This is a genomic window from Roseibium aggregatum IAM 12614, from assembly GCF_000168975.1.
Taxonomy (GTDB): domain Bacteria; phylum Pseudomonadota; class Alphaproteobacteria; order Rhizobiales; family Stappiaceae; genus Roseibium; species Roseibium aggregatum.
In genome coordinates, this window is record NZ_AAUW01000017.1 from 46,122 (window position 1) to 63,787 (window position 17,666).

The 17,666-nt window shown below is 61.2% G+C and carries 21 protein-coding genes; 15 read left to right on the top strand and 6 right to left on the bottom strand.

Annotated elements, in window-relative coordinates; translation table 11 throughout:
• The first annotated feature begins 1 nt into the window (after position 1).
• From SIAM614_RS21215 to SIAM614_RS21245, 7 genes are all read left to right on the top strand, one after another.
• A complete protein-coding gene (locus SIAM614_RS21215) occupies positions 2-673 on the top strand; it encodes a class I SAM-dependent methyltransferase (protein WP_006937747.1) in 672 nt (223 codons plus the stop codon).
• A gap of 151 nt (positions 674-824) precedes the next feature.
• A complete protein-coding gene (locus tag SIAM614_RS21220; RefSeq protein WP_006937748.1) occupies positions 825-1,997 on the top strand; it encodes a M20 aminoacylase family protein in 1,173 nt (390 codons plus the stop codon).
• A 122-nt stretch (positions 1,998-2,119) separates the two neighbouring features.
• Complete coding sequence (locus SIAM614_RS21225; protein WP_006937752.1) at positions 2,120-2,914, top strand: AlbA family DNA-binding domain-containing protein; 795 nt, start codon at positions 2,120-2,122, stop codon at positions 2,912-2,914.
• Position 2,915: 1 nt separating this feature from the next.
• A complete protein-coding gene (locus tag SIAM614_RS21230) occupies positions 2,916-3,686 on the top strand; it encodes a sulfite exporter TauE/SafE family protein (RefSeq protein ID WP_006937754.1) in 771 nt (256 codons plus the stop codon).
• Positions 3,687-3,866: 180 nt separating this feature from the next.
• Positions 3,867-4,979, top strand: a complete 1,113-nt coding sequence (gene leuB / locus SIAM614_RS21235) for a 3-isopropylmalate dehydrogenase (protein WP_006937756.1) — start codon at positions 3,867-3,869, stop codon at positions 4,977-4,979.
• Between the two features lie 81 nt (positions 4,980-5,060).
• Positions 5,061-5,480 (top strand): hypothetical protein, encoded by a 420-nt coding sequence (locus tag SIAM614_RS21240; protein ID WP_006937758.1) that lies wholly within the window; start codon positions 5,061-5,063, stop codon positions 5,478-5,480.
• A 13-nt stretch (positions 5,481-5,493) separates the two neighbouring features.
• Positions 5,494-5,889, top strand: coding sequence for a VOC family protein (locus tag SIAM614_RS21245; protein WP_006937759.1), 396 nt, complete (start codon positions 5,494-5,496; stop codon positions 5,887-5,889).
• A 46-nt stretch (positions 5,890-5,935) separates the two neighbouring features.
• On the opposite strand, the gene SIAM614_RS21250 is transcribed toward SIAM614_RS21245, so the two are convergent.
• Both SIAM614_RS21250 and SIAM614_RS21255 read right to left on the bottom strand, forming a co-directional pair.
• Positions 5,936-6,367 (bottom strand): YqaA family protein, encoded by a 432-nt coding sequence (locus SIAM614_RS21250; protein ID WP_006937764.1) that lies wholly within the window; start codon positions 6,365-6,367, stop codon positions 5,936-5,938.
• Positions 6,364-6,822, bottom strand: coding sequence for a MarR family winged helix-turn-helix transcriptional regulator (locus tag SIAM614_RS21255; protein ID WP_006937765.1), 459 nt, complete (start codon positions 6,820-6,822; stop codon positions 6,364-6,366). The genes SIAM614_RS21250 and SIAM614_RS21255 overlap by 4 nt, the downstream gene beginning before the upstream one ends.
• A 60-nt stretch (positions 6,823-6,882) precedes the next feature.
• On the opposite strand from SIAM614_RS21255, the gene SIAM614_RS21260 reads away from it, so the two are divergent.
• Positions 6,883-7,281, top strand: coding sequence for an antibiotic biosynthesis monooxygenase family protein (locus tag SIAM614_RS21260; RefSeq protein ID WP_006937766.1), 399 nt, complete (start codon positions 6,883-6,885; stop codon positions 7,279-7,281).
• Positions 7,282-7,400: 119 nt separating this feature from the next.
• Here SIAM614_RS21260 and SIAM614_RS21265 read toward each other — a convergent pair whose 3' ends face one another.
• A complete protein-coding gene (locus tag SIAM614_RS21265) occupies positions 7,401-9,620 on the bottom strand; it encodes an esterase-like activity of phytase family protein (RefSeq protein ID WP_006937767.1) in 2,220 nt (739 codons plus the stop codon).
• A gap of 225 nt (positions 9,621-9,845) precedes the next feature.
• On the opposite strand from SIAM614_RS21265, the gene SIAM614_RS21270 reads away from it, so the two are divergent.
• Entirely contained in the window at positions 9,846-11,045 is a 1,200-nt protein-coding gene (locus SIAM614_RS21270; protein WP_006937768.1) for a multidrug effflux MFS transporter, read from the top strand.
• Positions 11,046-11,080: 35 nt separating this feature from the next.
• Here the strand turns inward: SIAM614_RS21270 and SIAM614_RS21275 are convergent, their stop codons facing one another.
• Both SIAM614_RS21275 and SIAM614_RS21280 read right to left on the bottom strand, forming a co-directional pair.
• Positions 11,081-11,590, bottom strand: coding sequence for an arsenate reductase ArsC (locus tag SIAM614_RS21275; RefSeq protein WP_006937769.1), 510 nt, complete (start codon positions 11,588-11,590; stop codon positions 11,081-11,083).
• Positions 11,591-11,600: 10 nt separating this feature from the next.
• Complete coding sequence (locus tag SIAM614_RS21280; protein WP_006937773.1) at positions 11,601-11,945, bottom strand: ArsR/SmtB family transcription factor; 345 nt, start codon at positions 11,943-11,945, stop codon at positions 11,601-11,603.
• A 165-nt stretch (positions 11,946-12,110) separates the two neighbouring features.
• Here SIAM614_RS21280 and SIAM614_RS21285 point away from each other — a divergent pair, with 165 nt between their 5' ends.
• The 5 genes from SIAM614_RS21285 to SIAM614_RS21300 all read left to right on the top strand — a co-directional run bounded on the left by SIAM614_RS21285 (position 12,111) and on the right by SIAM614_RS21300 (position 16,581).
• Complete coding sequence (locus SIAM614_RS21285; protein ID WP_040440761.1) at positions 12,111-13,193, top strand: pyridoxal-phosphate dependent enzyme; 1,083 nt, start codon at positions 12,111-12,113, stop codon at positions 13,191-13,193.
• The gene (locus tag SIAM614_RS21290) at positions 13,186-14,328 is read left to right on the top strand and encodes a M24 family metallopeptidase (protein WP_006937780.1); all 1,143 of its coding nucleotides are present in this window, start codon (positions 13,186-13,188) and stop codon (positions 14,326-14,328) included. Before SIAM614_RS21285 ends, SIAM614_RS21290 begins: the two co-directional genes overlap by 8 nt.
• 18 nt (positions 14,329-14,346) lie before the next feature.
• On the top strand, positions 14,347-15,090 hold the full coding sequence (locus SIAM614_RS21295; protein ID WP_006937782.1) for a maleate cis-trans isomerase family protein: 744 nt from the start codon (positions 14,347-14,349) through the stop codon (positions 15,088-15,090).
• Between the two features lie 208 nt (positions 15,091-15,298).
• On the top strand, positions 15,299-15,436 hold the full coding sequence (locus tag SIAM614_RS32110; protein ID WP_006937785.1) for a hypothetical protein: 138 nt from the start codon (positions 15,299-15,301) through the stop codon (positions 15,434-15,436).
• Between the two features lie 110 nt (positions 15,437-15,546).
• Positions 15,547-16,581, top strand: coding sequence for an aspartate-semialdehyde dehydrogenase (locus SIAM614_RS21300; protein ID WP_006937787.1), 1,035 nt, complete (start codon positions 15,547-15,549; stop codon positions 16,579-16,581).
• Between the two features lie 21 nt (positions 16,582-16,602).
• Here SIAM614_RS21300 and SIAM614_RS21305 read toward each other — a convergent pair whose 3' ends face one another.
• On the bottom strand, positions 16,603-16,908 hold the full coding sequence (locus SIAM614_RS21305) for a hypothetical protein (protein WP_157140002.1): 306 nt from the start codon (positions 16,906-16,908) through the stop codon (positions 16,603-16,605).
• A gap of 14 nt (positions 16,909-16,922) precedes the next feature.
• Between SIAM614_RS21305 and SIAM614_RS21310 the strand changes: the two genes are divergently transcribed.
• Positions 16,923-17,663 (top strand): TenA family protein, encoded by a 741-nt coding sequence (locus SIAM614_RS21310; RefSeq protein ID WP_006937791.1) that lies wholly within the window; start codon positions 16,923-16,925, stop codon positions 17,661-17,663.
• The last annotated feature ends 3 nt before the right edge of the window (positions 17,664-17,666 follow it).

The following is a 17,666-nucleotide window of genomic DNA, read 5'->3' on the forward strand; positions in this document are numbered from 1 at the left end:
AATGGCCCTCATCAAGGATCCGGCAGCCTTCATCCGCCAGGAAACCACGGTCAAACCAGTGCCGCATGCGGAGGAAATCCTGCTGCATGTGGCTGATGAGGCCATGGATCTCTGGCAGAAAACCGAAGACGAACTGGGCGAGCTTGGCCTGCCGCCACCGTTCTGGGCCTTTGCCTGGGCGGGCGGTCAGGGCCTTGCCCGCTATGTGCTCGACACGCCCGGGCTGGTCAAAGGCAAGCGCGTTGTCGATTTTGCCTGCGGATCCGGCCTTGTCGGCATTGCCGCCATGAAAGCCGGGGCCGCCTCCTGCCATGCGGTCGACATCGATGCCTTCGCCCTGACGGCAACCCGGATGAACGCTGCACTGAACGATGTCGAAGTCACGACGGAGACCGCGGACATCACCGCCGGAGAGCCGCCGGAAGCGGACCTCGTGTTTTGCGGTGACGTTTTCTACGACAAGCCCATGGCCGACAAGGTGCTGGCCTTCCTCGACAGGCTGCTGACGAACGGCATCGAGGTTTATGTCGGCGATCCAGGTCGGTCCTACCTGCCGTCGGCGCGCTTGACGGAACTGGCGGCCTACAGCGTTCCGGTGGTCGGCGCGCTGGAAGACAGTGAAATCAAACGCACGCGTGTGTTCCGGTTAGAGCAAAAATCATCCGCAAAATGACGCCTTGGCGGATCACTCTTGCAATCGCCAGCCGGGTGGATAACTTTTTCTGCAATCCCACTTCCTCTTTTTGCAGCTTGCGATAGGTTAGGGACCTAACCCTTCAAGCTTCAAGCGCTTTCCCGTTCAGACGTGTTTCTAGGAGTCTTTCATGCCCATCGTTAATCGCCTCGCGGATCTGGCCGACGAGATCACTGCCTGGCGCCGCGACATTCACGAAAACCCCGAAATTCTCTACGAGACTGTCCGGACTGCCGAAAAGGTGTCCGAGCTGTTGCAGAGCTTCGGTGTCGACGAAATCGCAACGGGCGTCGGCAAGACGGGCGTTGTCGGTGTGATCAAGGGCCGCAACGGCGGTGCCGGCAAGACCATCGGCCTGCGCGCCGACATGGACGCATTGCCGATCGAGGAAATCACCGGCAAGGAATATGCCTCCAAGATCCCGGGCAAGATGCACGCCTGCGGCCATGACGGCCACACCGCCATGCTGCTGGGCGCGGCCAAGTATCTCGCCGAGACCCGTAACTTCGACGGCACCGTCGTCGTCATCTTCCAGCCGGCCGAAGAAGGTGGCGCAGGCGCGAAGGCGATGATCGACGATGGTCTTCTGACCCGCTGGCCGATTGAGGAAGTCTACGGCATGCACAATTTCCCGGGCATGCCGGTTGGCGAATTTGCCATCCGCAAGGGGCCGATCATGGCCGCGACCGACGAATTCCGCATCACGATCACCGGCCGGGGCGGCCATGCCGCCAAGCCGCACGAGACAATCGATCCGATCGTGATCGGCTCGCAACTCGTGACGGCGCTGCAGACCATCGCCAGCCGCAACGCCAACCCGCTTGATTCGGTGGTTGTGTCGGTCACCGTTTTCCAGGGCGGCAACGCGTTCAACGTCATTCCGCAGGAAGTGCTGTTGCGCGGTACGGTCCGCACGCTCAGCCCGGAAATGCGCGATCTTGCCCAGGCCCGGATGGAATCCATCGTCAGTTCGGTTGGCGATGCGTTCGGTGCCAAGGCGGTGCTGCAGTTCACCCGCGGCTATCCGGTCACGGTGAACCACGATGAACAGACCGATTTTGTGGCGTCTGTTGCCGAAGGCATTGCCGGGGTTGGCAAGGTCAACCGCGAAATCGAGCCGATGATGGGCGGTGAGGATTTCTCCTACATGCTGGAAGAGCGTCCGGGGGCGTTCATCTTCGCCGGCAACGGCGACAGCGCCGGCCTGCATCATCCGGCCTATGACTTCAACGACGACCTGATCCCGGTCGGGTGTTCCTATTGGGTGAAACTCGTCGAGACGGCTCTTCCGACAGCAGCCTGATGCTTTTCAACACCTCCATCGTCATCCCGGCTCGCACAAAGACTGCCCGGGATGACGGCAAGTGGGTTTTGGCTTAAGAGTGACGCCGGTTCCGACCGGCGTTTTCATTTGGATTTTCGAATATGGCACTTTCCCCGTTCAAGCTTCCCTTTCTGGCAGCCTATGTCGTGGTCGGGGCCATTGTCGGTGTCCTGGTCATCCACCCGCTGAACCTGGTGGTGGTCTGGTGGGAACTGGCCCGTTTTTCGGAAACAGCGCCCAATCTCCTTGAATTTCTGATGGCCCGTCTCTGGCTGGTGCTGCTTCCCCGGCATCTGGACGTGGCGATTGCCTACACCGTGCTCGGCGCCATTGTCGGTCTGGCCTTCGGCATTTTCACCCGCAACTACATGCGCACCACCGAAGCCTACCGGTCGCTGCGTGAGGAACAGACCGCGCTGATTCCCGATCTGTTGAAACAGGGTGAAACCCGGCGTGTGGAATTCAAGTCCTCGCTGCGCTGGGACCTGAACGAAAACCGGACCAACAGGTCACTGGAAAAGGTCATCGCCAAGACCCTGGCAGGCTTCTTCAACGCAGATGGCGGCCACCTTCTGATCGGCGTCGATGACAACGGCACGCCGCTCGGGCTCGACAAGGATCTGGCAACGCTGAAGAGCCCGGACCTCGACGCCTTCGAGCGCACGGTCAACGACATCGTCTCCAAGACACTCGGCGGCGACCTCTGCCCCTACATCCATACGGTCTTTGCAAAGGTCGAGGGCAAGGACGTGGCCATGGTAATCGTCAGCCCGGCCCCCCGGGCCGTCTACATGGAAGAGAACAAGGCTTCGGTCTTCTACCTGCGCAGCGGCAATTCCACCCGCGCACTGGATGTTCGAGAAGCGGTCAATTACGCCAACAAGAGATGGTCGTGACATGCCGGACATTGCAGGGTTCTTCTTCCCCGATCAGTTACACCTCGCTGCATCTCTGACACTGATCGTCACCAGTTTCTTCACCTCTGCCCTGACCGCGGCTGTCGGCCTTGGCGGCGGGGTCGCCCTGATCGCGATCATGGCGACCGTCATGCCGGCCAGCGCGCTGGTGCCGATCCACGGCGTGGTTCAGCTCGGCTCTAACGCCGGGCGCGCCCTGGTGCAGCTGAAGCATGTCGACTGGCTGATTGCGCTCTGGTTTGCAATCGGCGCAGCACTTGGTGCTGCGGTCGGCGGTGCTATTGCCGTGGAATTGCCGCCGGCCGTTCTCAAGGCAGGCATCGGCCTGTTCGTCTTGTGGGTCGTCTGGGGCAAGGCGCCTCGTTTCGGCAAGGCCCCCAAGCGGGTCATGGCGGCCGCGGGTTTTGCCTCGACCTTCCTCTCCATGTTCTTCGGCGCGGCCGGCCCGATCGGCGGTGCCGTGCTGTCGACCCTGGGGTTGCCGCGCCATGGTTTTGTGGCCAACCAGGCAGTCACCGCGCTGATCATGCATGTCTTCAAGATCGTCGCCTTCGGTGCCCTTGGCTTTGCCTTCGCGCCCTGGTTCGGACTGATCATTCTCATGATCGCCAGCGGCTTTCTCGGCACGCTTGCCGGCAGCCGCCTGCTCGGCCGGATGAATGAAAAGAGCTTCAAGACCGGCTTCAGATGGGTGATGACCGCCCTGGCGCTGAACCTCCTCTACCAGGCAGCGCGAGGTTGGCTCGGCTGACGTCTGCCGGTGCGCTCAAAAAAGCGGCCGCAGCGCCCTTGCCGCTGGACGCTTTCGGCGGTTCTTGACCTTTGCCCACGGCTTGCTTGAGTTCTTCGCAACTGGCTTCATCTTGAAAGACGACGGCCGACGCGCTAACCCATCGCCATCAGATTTCTCAAAATGCGGGATGGAACACCCATGGCTTCACAAAACCTTCTGCTTCTGCCGGGTGACGGCATTGGCCCGGAAATTATGCAGGAAGTGAAAAAGGTTATTCGCTGGTTCAACGAAAAGGGCGGCATGTCCTTCGAAACCGACGAAGGCCTGGTTGGCGGCTCCGCCTATGATGCACATGGTCAGTCGATCTCCGAAGAAGACATGGCCAAGGCCATGGCTGCGGACGCCGTGATCTTCGGCGCCGTCGGCGGCCCGAAGTGGGACGATGTTCCTTACGAGGTTCGCCCGGAAGCCGGCCTGTTGCGGCTGCGCAAGGACATGCAGCTTTTCGCCAACTTGCGCCCGGCCATCTGTTATCCGGCGCTCGCCGATGCGTCCTCGCTGAAAAAGGACGTGATCGAAGGTCTCGACATCCTGATCGTGCGCGAGCTGACCGGTGGTGTCTACTTTGGTGAGCCGAAGGAAATCATCGATCTCGGCAACGGCCAGAAGCGCGGCATCGACACGCAGGTCTACGACACCTACGAGATCGAACGCATTGCCGGCGTCGCCTTCGAGCTGGCACGCACGCGCGGCAACAAGGTCACGTCCATGGAAAAGCGGAACGTGATGAAGTCCGGTGTTCTGTGGAACGAAGTCGTGACCCAGACGCACAAGAAGGGCTATCAGGACGTTCAGCTCGAGCACATGCTGGCCGATGCCGGCGGCATGCAGCTTGTCCGCTGGCCGAAGCAGTTCGACGTCATCGTAACGGACAACCTCTTCGGCGACATGCTGTCCGACGTTGCCGCCATGCTGACCGGCTCGCTCGGCATGCTACCGTCTGCGTCGCTCGGCGCTCCGGACGGTGTCACCGGCAAGCGCAAGGCGCTCTATGAGCCCGTCCACGGCTCGGCCCCGGACATTGCCGGCACAGGCGCGGCCAACCCCATCGCCATGATCGCCAGCTTTGGAATGGCGCTGCGCTACTCCTTCGAGGAAGTCGCGGCCGCCGACAAGCTGGACAAGGCCATCGCCAACGCCCTCGACAAGGGCCTGCGCACCAAGGACATCGCAGCGCCGGGCCAGGCAACCGTTTCCACCGTGGAAATGGGCGACGCCATCATTGCTGAACTGGACGCCCTGAGCGCCTGACAGGCAATCGCCATTTGCAAGCAGAGCCGTCACCGGTTATCCCGGTGGCGGCTTTCCCTTTTTCAAGAAACCGCTGGTCCCATGATCGAAGACAAACTCGCCCCCTTTCTCGGCACCTGGATCCTCGACACGGAGGAAAGCGACTTCGAACAGGGCGAACCGCCCCGAAGCGCCACGCTGAAGATCGACGAGAATTTCGGCGTTGCCGTCTTCACCATGAACCAGGTGGCCGCCGATGGTGAAGTGACCAATGACACCTTCGAGGCCATGCCGGACGGGCCTGAAGTGCGCCTCGGCAAAAGCGGTCTGGTCGACGCCATGCGTCTTGTCTTCCAGGGCGACCGCAACCTGATTTCCGAAGCCCGCCGCGGCGGACTGACCATCATGAAGGCCGACCGGGCACTGTCCGACGACGGCAGAACCCTGACCGTGACCCAGACCGTCCACCTGGTGGATGTCGCAAGTTACACGAATGTGTCCGTCTACCGGCGCGCTCAGTAGGACCAGGTCTTCAATGAAACAGATGATTGGAGCGATTGCCCTTGTCGTGCCGGACTATGACGAGGCCATCGCCTATTACACCGGCAAGCTCGGCTTCGACCTGATCGAAGATACGCACCTTGGCGGCAACAAACGCTGGGTACTGGTCGCCCCGAAGGGCAGCACCGAAACGCGTCTCCTGCTGGCAAAGGCAGACGGAGACAGCCAGCAAGCCGCCATCGGCAACCAGACCGGCGGCCGCGTGTTCCTGTTCCTGCACACCGACGATTTCGACCGCGATCATCAGGCAATGCTCGGAGCCGGCGTCACCTTTCTGGAGGCTCCCCACCAGGAAGCCTATGGCAAGGTTGCCGTCTTCCGGGACCCTTTCGGCAACAAGTGGGATCTGATCGAACGTATTGAAAGCTGAACCTGAAGCGCAGCGAAGACTTCGCACTCCCGGCTGAGCCAGACGCTCAGATAACCTGCAACGTGATCAGGGCGACGGCGACATAACGCGTGGTCTTTGCAATGGCGACCAGCAGGGTGAAACTCCAGAACGGCTCCTTCAGCACGCCGGCTGCCAGTGTCAGCGGGTCGCCGATGATCGGGGCCCAGCTCAGCAGCAGGCTCCAGCGTCCGTAGCGATGATACCAGCCCGTCGCCTTGGCGAGCTTGTCAGGCTTGACCGGAAACCAGGACGCGGTCGACCATGCGGTTGCGGCCCGCCCGAGACCCCAGTTGACCATCGATCCAAGGGTATTGCCGAGGCTTGCCGCCGCAACCAGCAGAACGACCGGTTCCGTTCCAAGCGCAATCAGGCCGGAAAGGCCAAGTTCGGATTGGGCAGGCAGCAAGGTGGCGGCCAGAAACGACACGCCGAACAGGCCCAGCAGGCTGGCACTCATCGGGAGCTGCCGGATTGGGCTTTCTGCATGGCGGCAATGGCCCTGTGCATGAAATCCAGGAACTGTGCCTTTTCCTGTTCCGAAAAACCTTCGAGCGCCTCCCCGTTCTGCGCAATTGCAGAACTGATGGCGTCCTTTTCCAGCCCCTTTGCTTTCTCGGTCAGGAAAATCTTCTGAACCCGGCCATCTTCTTCGCTCGCCCGCCGGGTGATCAATCCGTCCCGCTCCATCCGGGCCAATGTGTTGGCCAGTGTCGCCTGCTCGATATCAAGCAATTGCACCAGTTCCTTTTGCGTGCGCCCTTCTTTCGCCCACAGCGCGACCAGCGCCGGAAACTGCCCCGGCGACAGGCCAAGGGGCCGGATACGGCGATGGAGACCGGCAGCAAACAGCCGGGCCATGTGGTTTGCCAGATATCCGGCTGAGGAATCTTTTTCGAAGGTCATCCCTTGCATATACGATAGATAGCTTACTATATAAATAAACATAGCTTGCTATATAAAAAGGAGACGAGAATGACATCACTCTGGACGCGGCGTGCCGTTCACCTGGCTGCGCTTTGCCTGCTGACCGCCAACCTGGGAGTTTCCGCCATGGCGAACGAAATAACCTCAAAAGCCCCCGTCACGCTGATCAATTCCTTCGAGGTTCCGCAAGACCGTCTTGCCGATGCCATTCGCGGCTGGGAAAAGGCGCGCGATTTCCTGAAACAGCAGCCAGGTTACGTCACCACCCGCCTGCACCAGTCCCTGTCCCCGCAGGCGAAGTTCCAGCTGGTCAACGTCGCGCTCTGGGAAAGTCCCGATGCCTATCAGACCGCCATTCAGAAGCTTGGCAAAAGCGGCATCGTCGCGGAGTTCAAGGGCATCGACTTTCATGCCGCGCTCTACACAGTGATCCGGGAAGACGAGTGATGCGGCGCCTAGCAGGCCGAGGATGGCAATAGAGAAAAAGGAAAGGCCCGGCCGCATAAAGCCGCCGGACCTTCGCTCAGGTCTTGGGAGGACCTTGTTTGAAGCGCTCGTCGAGCGCCTTAGTTCAGGCGGCTTGCCGGGCCGAGATTGATCAACCGGGTTTCACCCGGCGCGTCGTCGACACCATCATTGTCGGTCACCAGGATCAGGCGGCCGTCGGCAGTGATCGTCAGGCCTTCCGGCTTGTCGAGTACCCAGCCCTTGCCTTCTGCCAGGGCCGGCAGGATGTCCATGGCGTAATGCTTCTGAACAACCGGCAGGTCGGAGCCGTAGGCAGCCGGTGTCACGCCGTCCAGGGAGATCGTGGTGATCTGCTTGATGGCCGCGTCTTCACCGCCCTTGTTGTCGCGCTCCAGAATGGCGAACCTGCCATTGCCCATGGAGACGATTTCAGACAGGCCAACCCAGCCACCGGCTGCGCTCTTCGGCTTGTCGAGCGGATAATGGACAAAGCCCCAGGACTTGCCAGCCGGATCGTAGATGGCCAGCTTCACCATGCCCTTCGGATCGTCCTTCCATTCGCGCTGAACGGCGACGGCAACCAGCGTCTTGCCATCCATTTCGAACTCGGCAACGCCTTCAAAGGAGAACCGCGCGGACTGAGCGTTGAGTTCTTCGGGAAGCGTGATTTCTTCCTGAACCTGACCGTCGGCCCCGACCTTCAGCAACAGGTGCTGCAGGTCCTTGTCCGGGTTGCCCTCGGATGCCAGCCAGAAGCCGCCATCCTTGGCAACGGAAATGCCTTCCAGGTCCAGTTTCGCCTGTTTGCTACCCTGAACGGTTGCATAGGCTACGATCTTGGCCGGCTTGGAGGAGATATCCAGCGTGTAGATGCGGGCATCGTCATAGAAGCTGTCGCTGACCGCATAGAGCTTGTTGGCATCTGCCGGATCCGCAGCCAGACCGGACAGAGCACCCCAGCCGATCGGCGCACCCTTTTCCGGATCGACGTCGGAAGCAACCATCGGATAGGACGAGGCGTCCGCACCGAACTTGTAGAGGGAGACCTGCGCACGAACGTTGTCTTCCGCACTGTCGACCTCGTTTGCCACCACGAACAGATCGCGGCTCGGGATTGCCAGAGAGCCTTCCGGACCGACGTGCGTCGGCAGGAACTGGACAAATTCCGGCTCGGCACCGGTGTCCTTGTAGACGGCGACAAAGTTGCCGCGTTCCGAGTTGACGAAAATCAGCTTTTCACCGCCGAATTCACCAACGGTCACGCCTTCCGGCTCGGTACCCTTCTTGGCTGCACGTTTGGCCGGATAGTGACCGTAGGACATGGCCAGATGTTCCATCTGGTTGCCACTGTCGAACAGGACCTCGCCCTTGGTGTTCCAGATGGTGAAGCCGCGCGAACCACCTTCGTAGTCGCCTTCGTTGGCCGTCACGAACCGCTCGTCATCAAGCCAGGCAACCGCATCCGGTTCACGCTTGACGTCTTCGATCGACCCGGAGGCATCGCTCATGCGTGCCTTGATGACCGGGATGTTCTCGGCGGACGACGTTCCGGCAGAGAAATGGCTGACAACCTCGCCGGAGGCCAGATCGACCACGGCAAGGTGGTTGTTTTCCTGCAGGGTGACGACAACCTGGTTCCTGGAATTGATGGAAACGAATTCCGGCTCCGGATCTGTCGGCGCGATTTCGGCAAGACCGGTCAGGTCGACAATGCGGACCGCGTCACAGTTGGTCGGCGCGCCGGTCTCGTCCAGATCGAAGATCGCCAGATGCCCGGCCGGCATCTGCGGAATCACGCCGTCGTTCAGGTCTTCGTCGCGCTCGTTCTCGATGGCGATGGCAATGAACTTGCCGTCCGGGGAAATGGCGATGCTGTCCGGCTGTCCCTTGGCGTCGCATTTCGCGGTGATGCCGAGACCGTCGAGCGCAATCACGGCCAGATGACCGGAGGCATTGACGTAATCTTCGGAAGTGTTGACGCCGGCATAGGCAAATGTTTTGCCCACGGTGACCGAGGTCGGCTCACCGCCAAGGGCGGTACGGCCCATCGGCTGCAGGTTCTGCGGGTTGGCCGCATTGACGAAGACGATGGCTTCGCCCGGGCTGTCGGTAAAGACGAGAGTGCGGCCGTCCTTGGTGGCGGAAATGATTTCAGCAACGGTTTCGGTCGCCTGATCCGCGCCTTCCGGCAGAGTCTTATAGACCGGGAAAGTATTGATACGTTCGAAATAAGCGGCCTGTGCCGCCGAGACCGCGCCAAGGCCGAACAGAACTGAAAGGCTGACACCTTTTAAAAAGCGCCCACGAAGGTTCGCCATTGCACTCGCTCCCATAAATATCGGGTTGATGGTGCGCGCAAGCTAGTGGGACAGATTACAATATCGGTGACAGTTGCATGAAGCTTTCATGACAACGCACGACTTGGCTTGAATTTGCATTTCGAGCGCTTACGTCATATGAAGGACGGGTGGCGTTTACCGCCTTCTCCATCTTCCTTTCTTTCCCATATTTGTGCCTCCGGCGCATTTTCATCGGATATTCCAATGCAGATCGGTTTTATCCGCTCCGCCATTGTGCTGGGGCTTCTCGCGGCTGTCGGTCCATTTGCAATCGACCTTTATCTACCTGCCATGCCGGAAATCGTGCAGGCATTGCAGACGGACGACGCGGCGGTTCATATGACCTTCACGGTCTATTTCATCGCTTTCGGGTTTGCGCAGCTCATCTACGGCCCGCTGGCCGACCGGTTCGGCAGGAAGATACCAGCCTTTCTGGGGCTCGTCGTTTTCATCATCGGCTCGATCATGTGCGCCACCGCGATTGACGTTTCGGCGCTGACCCTCGGCCGTTTCGTGCAGGCGCTCGGTGCCGGTGCCCCCATGGTCATCGTGCGGGCCGTGGTTCGCGACCTGCACACAGGTCCTAGGGCCACCCGGTTGATGGCACTGGTCATGCTGGTCTTCAGCGTGTCGCCCATGCTGGCGCCGCTGACCGGCAGCCTGATCATCCAGTTCGGCAGTTGGCGTCTGATCTTCGTGGCCCTTGGGGTAATCGCCCTGCTGGCCATGCTGCAAATGGCCTTCCTGCTGCCCGAAACGCTGCCGGCCGAGCGCCGGGGCAAGATCGACCCGACAGCGATGCTCCGCAGCGCCATCTACCTGATGCGCGACGGCAGGTTCATGGGGCTGACGTTGATCGGAGGGTTCTCGCTGGCGAGTTTCTTCGTCTTCATCGCCGCCGCTCCCCTGGTCTACATGACCCAGTACCAGTTGACGCCGATGGCCTTCAGTCTTGTCTTCGCGCTGAACGCGATCGGCTTCTTCGCCTCGTCCCAGTTCGCCGCCGCCCTTGGTGAGCGCTTCGGCATGGGCCGGGTGGCACTCATGGCGGTCAGCGGCTTTGCTGCGGCCAACGTCCTCCTGGTCATTCTGGTCTGGAGCGGCATCGACGACCTTCCGGTTCTGATGGCCCTGTTCTTCATCGGCAACACCTGCCTCGGCCAGGTCATCGCCCCGGTGATGGTCATGGCCCTGGAAGAACATGGCGAACACGCCGGCATGGCCTCATCCCTCGGCGGAACCTTCCAGATGGTCGCCGGCGGCGTCATGATCCTGGTCTGCAGCCCGTTCTTCGACCGGACCGCTCTGCCTTTGGTCGGCGCTGTTGCCGCCTGCGCGCTCATCGCCCTCGTCATTGCGCTGCTGACCCTGCGCACTTCGCGCGAGGGCCGGGCCGTCGCCTGAGGCGATATTCCTGAAACTGGTTCGCCGGAGCGGCCTTACACAGGCTCTTCGGTGGCCTGTCCGATCTGATCGAGTCTCTTCTGCAGGGACAGCCGGTCGAGTGAAGACATCGGCAGGTTCACGAACACCGAGATCCGGTTGCTGAGCATCCGGAAGGCATCGTTGAATGCGACCGCCCTTTCGATGTCGCTTCCGGCAACGGCTGCCGGATCCGGCAGGCCCCAATGGGCGGACATCGGCTGGCCAGGCCAGACAGGGCAGGTTTCCTTCGCCGCATTGTCGCAAACGGTAAAAACAAAATCCATAACCGGCGCGTCCGGGACCGCAAACTCCGCCCAATCCTTCGAGCGTAGGCCGTCCGTCTTGAAATTGAGCTTGCTCAGCAGCGCCAGTGCCTCCGGGCGCACGGCCCCGGCCGGTTGCGAGCCGGCGGAAAAGGCCCTGAACCGGCCTTGCCCCTCCCGGTTCAAGATGGCTTCCGCCATGATCGACCGGGCGGAATTGCCCGTGCACAGGAACAGCACATTAAAGACATCGCCGGACATCTGGTCCTCCTTACGATGAACAGGTCTCTCCGCAGGCAATCGTCTCGATGACCTGCGCACAAAGCTCCGGATGACCGCCACAGCAGTCGGCCATCAGGAACGTCAACAACTCGCGTATTCCGTCCAGGTCCGCGAAGTACCGGATCGACCGGCCTTCGCGTTCGTTGCGCACCAGCCCGGACTGAAGCAGGACGGCCAGGTTCGCCGACATCGTGTTCTGCCGAACGTCCAGAGCCTCGCTGATCTCGCCGGCGGTCATTCCTTCTTCACCAGCCCGGATCAGCAGCCGGAAGACTTCCAGCCTGGTTTTCTGGCTAAGCGCGCCGAATGCGCTCAATGCATCTTTTATATCCATAATTCATGATATTTCGATTCTTCAGCCACTGGCAAGTCTTTTTCGCGGTCGGGCGCAACATCTCGCAGACGGCCCGGTCTGGTTCGGAACCGTCATTTTCCGCAAGACGCTTGCAACCGGCCGCCAGAGCTGCTGACCTGCTTGCAAAACCGTGCGGGGCAGACAATGAAAACGCTGAAAAACCCTTTTCTCGGCAGAGGCCTTCCCGAGCAGAGCGGACTGGCGGAGGGATCCGTCTCGCAGGATGTTGCCGGGGCCGAAAGCCTCTTTCGCAAATGCCCGTGTGCCGATGAAACCCCGCTTCTGACCTCGCCGGACCTTGCAGGCCACCTTGCCATCGGGAGCCTGACCCTGAAGGACGAACGGCAGCGCATGGGCCTTGGCAGTTTCAAGGCCCTTGGCGCGGCCTATGCGATTGCCAAGCTGGCGGACCAACGCGTCCGGGACGGACAGGCTCCTTCGCACGCCTCGGCGCTCAACGGCATGACCTTTGTCTGCGCGAGCGCCGGAAATCACGGCATGTCCCTTGCCGCAGGCGCTCCGCTCTTTGGGGCCAGGGCCGCCGTCTTCGTGGCCGAAACCGTGCCCGATGCCTTCGAGGCTCGCCTCAGGGCCAGAGGCGCCAACGTTGTCCGGGCCGGGGCCACCTATGAAGACAGCATGGCGGAAGCCCAGAGACGGGCGGAGGCCGAAGGCTGGACCTTGCTACCGGACAGCACCTGGCCGGGCATGGCCGGCCCCGGGCGCGACGTCATGGAAGGCTATCTGGTGATGGCCGCGGAAATCGCTCGCCAGATCGAAATGCCGCCCACGCATGTCTTCCTGCAGGCAGGTGTCGGCGGCCTTGCCGCCGCCTGTGCCATCGGCGCCCGCCTGACCTGGGGCAAGGATGTAACCATCGTCGTGGTGGAACCTGAAAATGCGCCCGCTCTTCTTGCCAGCATGGAAGCCGGAAGGCCCGTCACGGCTCCCGGTCCGGTGTCGAACATGGGCCGGCTCGACTGCAAGGAGCCTTCCCATCTGGCACTGAAATACCTGGCCCGGGAAGCCGATGTCTTCGTCACCATTTCCGACGGCGAGGCAGCGGAAACGGTCGAATGGCTGGGTGAAAACGGCATTGCAACAACGCCATCCGGCGCGGCTGGCATCGCCGCAGTCCGGCACGCGGCCGGTGAAGCCTCGGCCCTCGGCCTCGGACCGGAAGCGCGGGTGCTCTGTTATCTCTCCGAAGGACCGGAGGATGTCTGAACCCGATTTCCCTGAAGACGAATTTGCAGCCCGAACCCATGCCGCCCAGACGGCCATGCGCGTGCAAGATTTCGACGCGCTGTTCTTCACGACGGAAGCCGAAATGCGCTATTTCACCGGCTTCCGGACCCTGTTCTGGCAAAGCCCCACAAGGTCCTGGTTCCTTGTGGTACCGGTGGATGGCAAGCCGATTGCAGTCATTCCGCAAATCGGCGCGCATCTGATGGCCTCCACCTGGATTGACGATATCCGGACGTTCTCCGCCCCGCACCCGGTCGATGATGGCATCAACCTGTTGGCCGATACCCTCAGGGCGTTCGCGAAAATCGCCATGCCGATGGGGCGGGAAAGCGCGTTGCGTATGCCGCTTCGCGACTTTCAGCGCCTTCGAGACCTCACCAGCGGCGCTGAATATCTTGACGGAACCGAGCTGGTCCAGAGCCTCAGGATGGTGAAATCAGACCGTGAAATTGCTCTCCTGCGCGAGATTTGCGGCATTGGCTCGGCAGCATTCGCCAGGGCACCGGAGCTGTTCCACGCGGACCAACCGCTCAGCGAGGTCTTCCGGTCCTTCCGGATCGAGCTTCTAAGGCAAGGTGCGGACGATGTGCCCTATCTGGTCGGCGGCGCCGGGCAGGGCGGCTACGGCGATGTCATTTCACCGCCCTCCACCCGGCCCCTACAGGAAGGCGACGTCCTGATGCTCGATACGGGCGCGACCAGAAACGGCTACTTCTGCGATTTTGACCGCAACTTTGCCATCGGCCGGGCCAGTGAGGTTGTCAGGTCCGCCCACGAAACACTTGTCCGGGCAGTTGAGGCCGCCGCCGCCATCGCCCGTCCGGGCCGGACCTGTGCCGATCTCTTCCGGGCCATGGCCGAGGTTCTGGGCGAGGGCGAAGGCGATGTCGGCCGGCTCGGCCACGGCCTTGGCATGCAGCTCACCGAAGCGCCCAGCCTGACCGGCTTCGACGAGACCTTGCTGCGCGAAAACATGGTGCTGACACTGGAACCGAGCCTGTCGCTCGGCCCCGGCAGGATGATGGTGCACGAGGAAAACATCGTCATCCGGGATGGAGCACCTGAATTTCTGACCGTGCGTGCAGCGCCGGACATTCCTGTCATCACCTCATAAACCACCTGGAACAGCCGCATGAAACTGTCCTTCGACTGCGACAAGGGATCTGCAACCAGGGCGGCTTTCGGCCTGATCTTGCTGTCGGTGGACGAAACCATCGAAAGCGAGTTCCGGCCGCTCTTTCATCAGGAAGGCGTCTCGCTGCTTCACGCCAGGATCGAAAGCGCTACCGAAGTCACTTCCGAAAAACTCATGCAGATGAAGGCCCGGCTGACGGACACGGCCGCTCTTCTTCCAGGCACACGCCCGCTTGATGTCATTGCCTATGCCTGCACCTCCGGCGCAACGGTAATCGGCTCGGATCAAGTTGCTGGCGCGATCCAGGTGGCCCACCCGGACGCAAAGGTGACAGACCCGGCGCGTGCGGTCATCGCAGCGCTGGCACGACTTGGCGTCTCGCGGATCGCCATTGTCTCACCCTATGTGGAGGAAGTCTCCAACGCACTCTGCGGTCTTCTGGAAAACAATGGCGTGACGGCCGCAAGGGTCGGTTCCTTCGGGCAGGCGGAAGAAGCGGTGGTTGCAAGGATCAGCCTTCGGTCCGTTGAAGAGGCGATCTGTGAGGTCGGCAAAGATCAGGAGATAGAAGCCGTCTTTGCCTCCTGCACTAACCTGCGCACGCTGCCCGTCATCGAAACGTGCGAAAGACGTCTGGGCAAACCTGTCATCAGCTCCAATCTGGCGCTCGCCTGGCACATGATGCATCTGGCCGGCTTGCCGACGGCAGGACGTGGACCGGGACGGCTTTTCGCCGCGTGATCTGCACACGACCGGCTGAACCATGCCGGAATGCCCTGTTGCCATAGCGCCTCATTTGGCGGAATTGCGAAGGCGGACGCTGCCCGCCGGGCCCCACAGGACATCAATTCGTTCACTTAGCTGGCAACAGCAGCCTATTCCTTGTTGACTCGCGGGGATTTCCGGGCAAAAACACCGCCGTCTCAAGTTTTGACGATTGCGAGCCCCGATGACCCGGCTGAAAGCCGACATTCTGGATATGATGTCCCAGGCCCTTGCCAGCGCTACCTTCATGCGCGGCGAGCCCCGGACGGCTGCTGCAACCGCTCTTAAACGCACTACCAAGACCACCAAGACCACCGCTTGACGGTGCCGCTCATCCCGCCTCCCCGGGGATGGGAGGCGCCGGGAGCCGGCCACGCCCATCCAGAACCGGGCGGCTGGCGAAGCGGGGAGACGGACAAGGACTAGTCAAAGATGGGTTTCAAGATCGCAATTGCAGGCGCTACCGGCAATGTCGGACGCGAGATGCTGGACATTCTCGCAGAGCGCGGCTTTCCGGCAGACGAAGTCGTCGCCCTCGCCTCCCGCCGGTCTCAGGGCACCGAAGTTTCCTTCGGAGACAAGACGCTGAAGGTTCAGGCCATGGAGAACTATGATTTCTCCGACACCGACATCTGCCTGATGTCCGCCGGCGGCACCGTTTCCAAGGAATGGTCGCCGAAGATCGCCGCCAAGGGCTGCATTGTCATCGACAACTCCTCCGCATGGCGCTACGACGCGGATGTGCCGCTGATCGTGCCGGAAGTGAATGCCGATGCCGTTGCCGGTTTTTCCAAGAAGAACATCATTGCCAATCCGAACTGCTCCACCGCACAGCTGGTCGTGGCGCTGAAGCCGCTGCATGATCACGCCAAGATCAAGCGCGTCGTCGTTTCCACCTACCAGTCGGTTTCCGGTGGCGGCAAGGAAGCGATGGAAGAGCTGTTCAACCAGACCCGTGCGGTCTTCGTGAACGACCCGATCGAGCCGAGCAAGTTCACCAAGCGCATCGCTTTCAACGTGATCCCGCACATCGACAGCTTCATGGAAGACGGCTACACCAAGGAAGAGTGGAAGGTGCTGGCGGAAACCAAGAAGATGCTCGATCCGGCCATCAAGGTGACCTGCACCGCCGTGCGTGTTCCGGTGTTCATCGGCCACTCGGAAAGCGTCAACATCGAGTTCGAAAACGAGATCACCGCTGAAGAAGCCCGCAACATCCTGCGCGAAGCCCCGGGCTGCCTCGTCATCGACAAGCAGGAAGACGGCGGCTACATCACGCCTTACGAAAGCGCTGGCGAAGATGCGACCTATATCTCCCGCATCCGCGAAGATGCGACGGTCGAAAACGGCCTCAACATCTGGGTTGTTTCCGACAACCTGCGCAAGGGCGCGGCACTCAACGCCGTCCAGATCGCCGAGGTTCTCGTCAACCGCGGCCTGATCACCCCGAAAAAGGCAGCAGCCTGATCGAAGGTTCAAACGGGCGCCTCAGGCGCCCGTTTTCTTGTGACCGGCCTGCAACCAGCCGGACACAGCAAGACGATGATCCGGAACAGGGATGCCGACGTCCTGACAGTATCCTGAGCGCCACCCGATCCGCTGATACAAATCCCAGACGTCCCATTCCCGAGGCCGCGTAAAACGCGGTTTCGAGGGAAGCGTCAGCAACACCCAACTCAAGACGATGGCCTGGAACACATTGCCGGCCGCCAACCGGTTTTGGTGTTGACAGGCTTCGAAAACAGCATCACCTCTGTCATCTTCTATTCCCCCGGCGTTCGTAAAGGCCGCCAACGAGTTACACTCCCATGCCATCAGACTTCGACGGGTCGTTTGCCGACTTCCTTGATCGCTCACCCAGTGGGCGTTTCACCGACTGGCTGGCAGCCCGCGCCGAGCCCTATTGGAGCGAGGCGACCGGCCATCCCTTCACCGTTGCCATCGGCAACGGCGCCATGCCCGAGGCTGCCTATGCGCGTTATCTGATCGAGGATTACACCTTCGTCACCGATCTCGCCTCCACCCTGGGCTATCTCGTCGCAAAAGCCCCTGGCATGCCCGCCAAGTCCCGGCTTGCCGGTTTCCTGGCGCTGCTGACGTCGGAGGAAAACGACTACTTCCTGCGCTCCTTCGAGGCGCTGGGCGTGGAACCGCAGGTTTATGAAAGCGCGGCGCAAGGACCAGTAACCCGCGCCTTTTCTCAGCTCATGCTGGAATCGTCCGGACAAGGCAGTTACGCCCAAGGGCTTGCCTGCCTGCTCTGCGCCGAATGGTGTTACCTGACCTGGGGCGTGCGCGAAGCCAGGAAACCACGCCCGGATGCGTTTTATCTGGCCGAATGGATTGACCTTCATGCCGTGCCAGACTTCGAGGCCTTCGTGAACTGGATCCGCGCGGAAATGGACCGGATCGGCCCCGCCCTTACCGAACTCGAACAGGCCAACGTTGCGGATCTCTTCCGCCGGATGAGCAAACTGGAAGCCGCTTTCTTCGAAACCGCCTGGACCGGCAAGTTGCCTGGCTCTGAGGAAGACCTGCAACGGATCTGACCC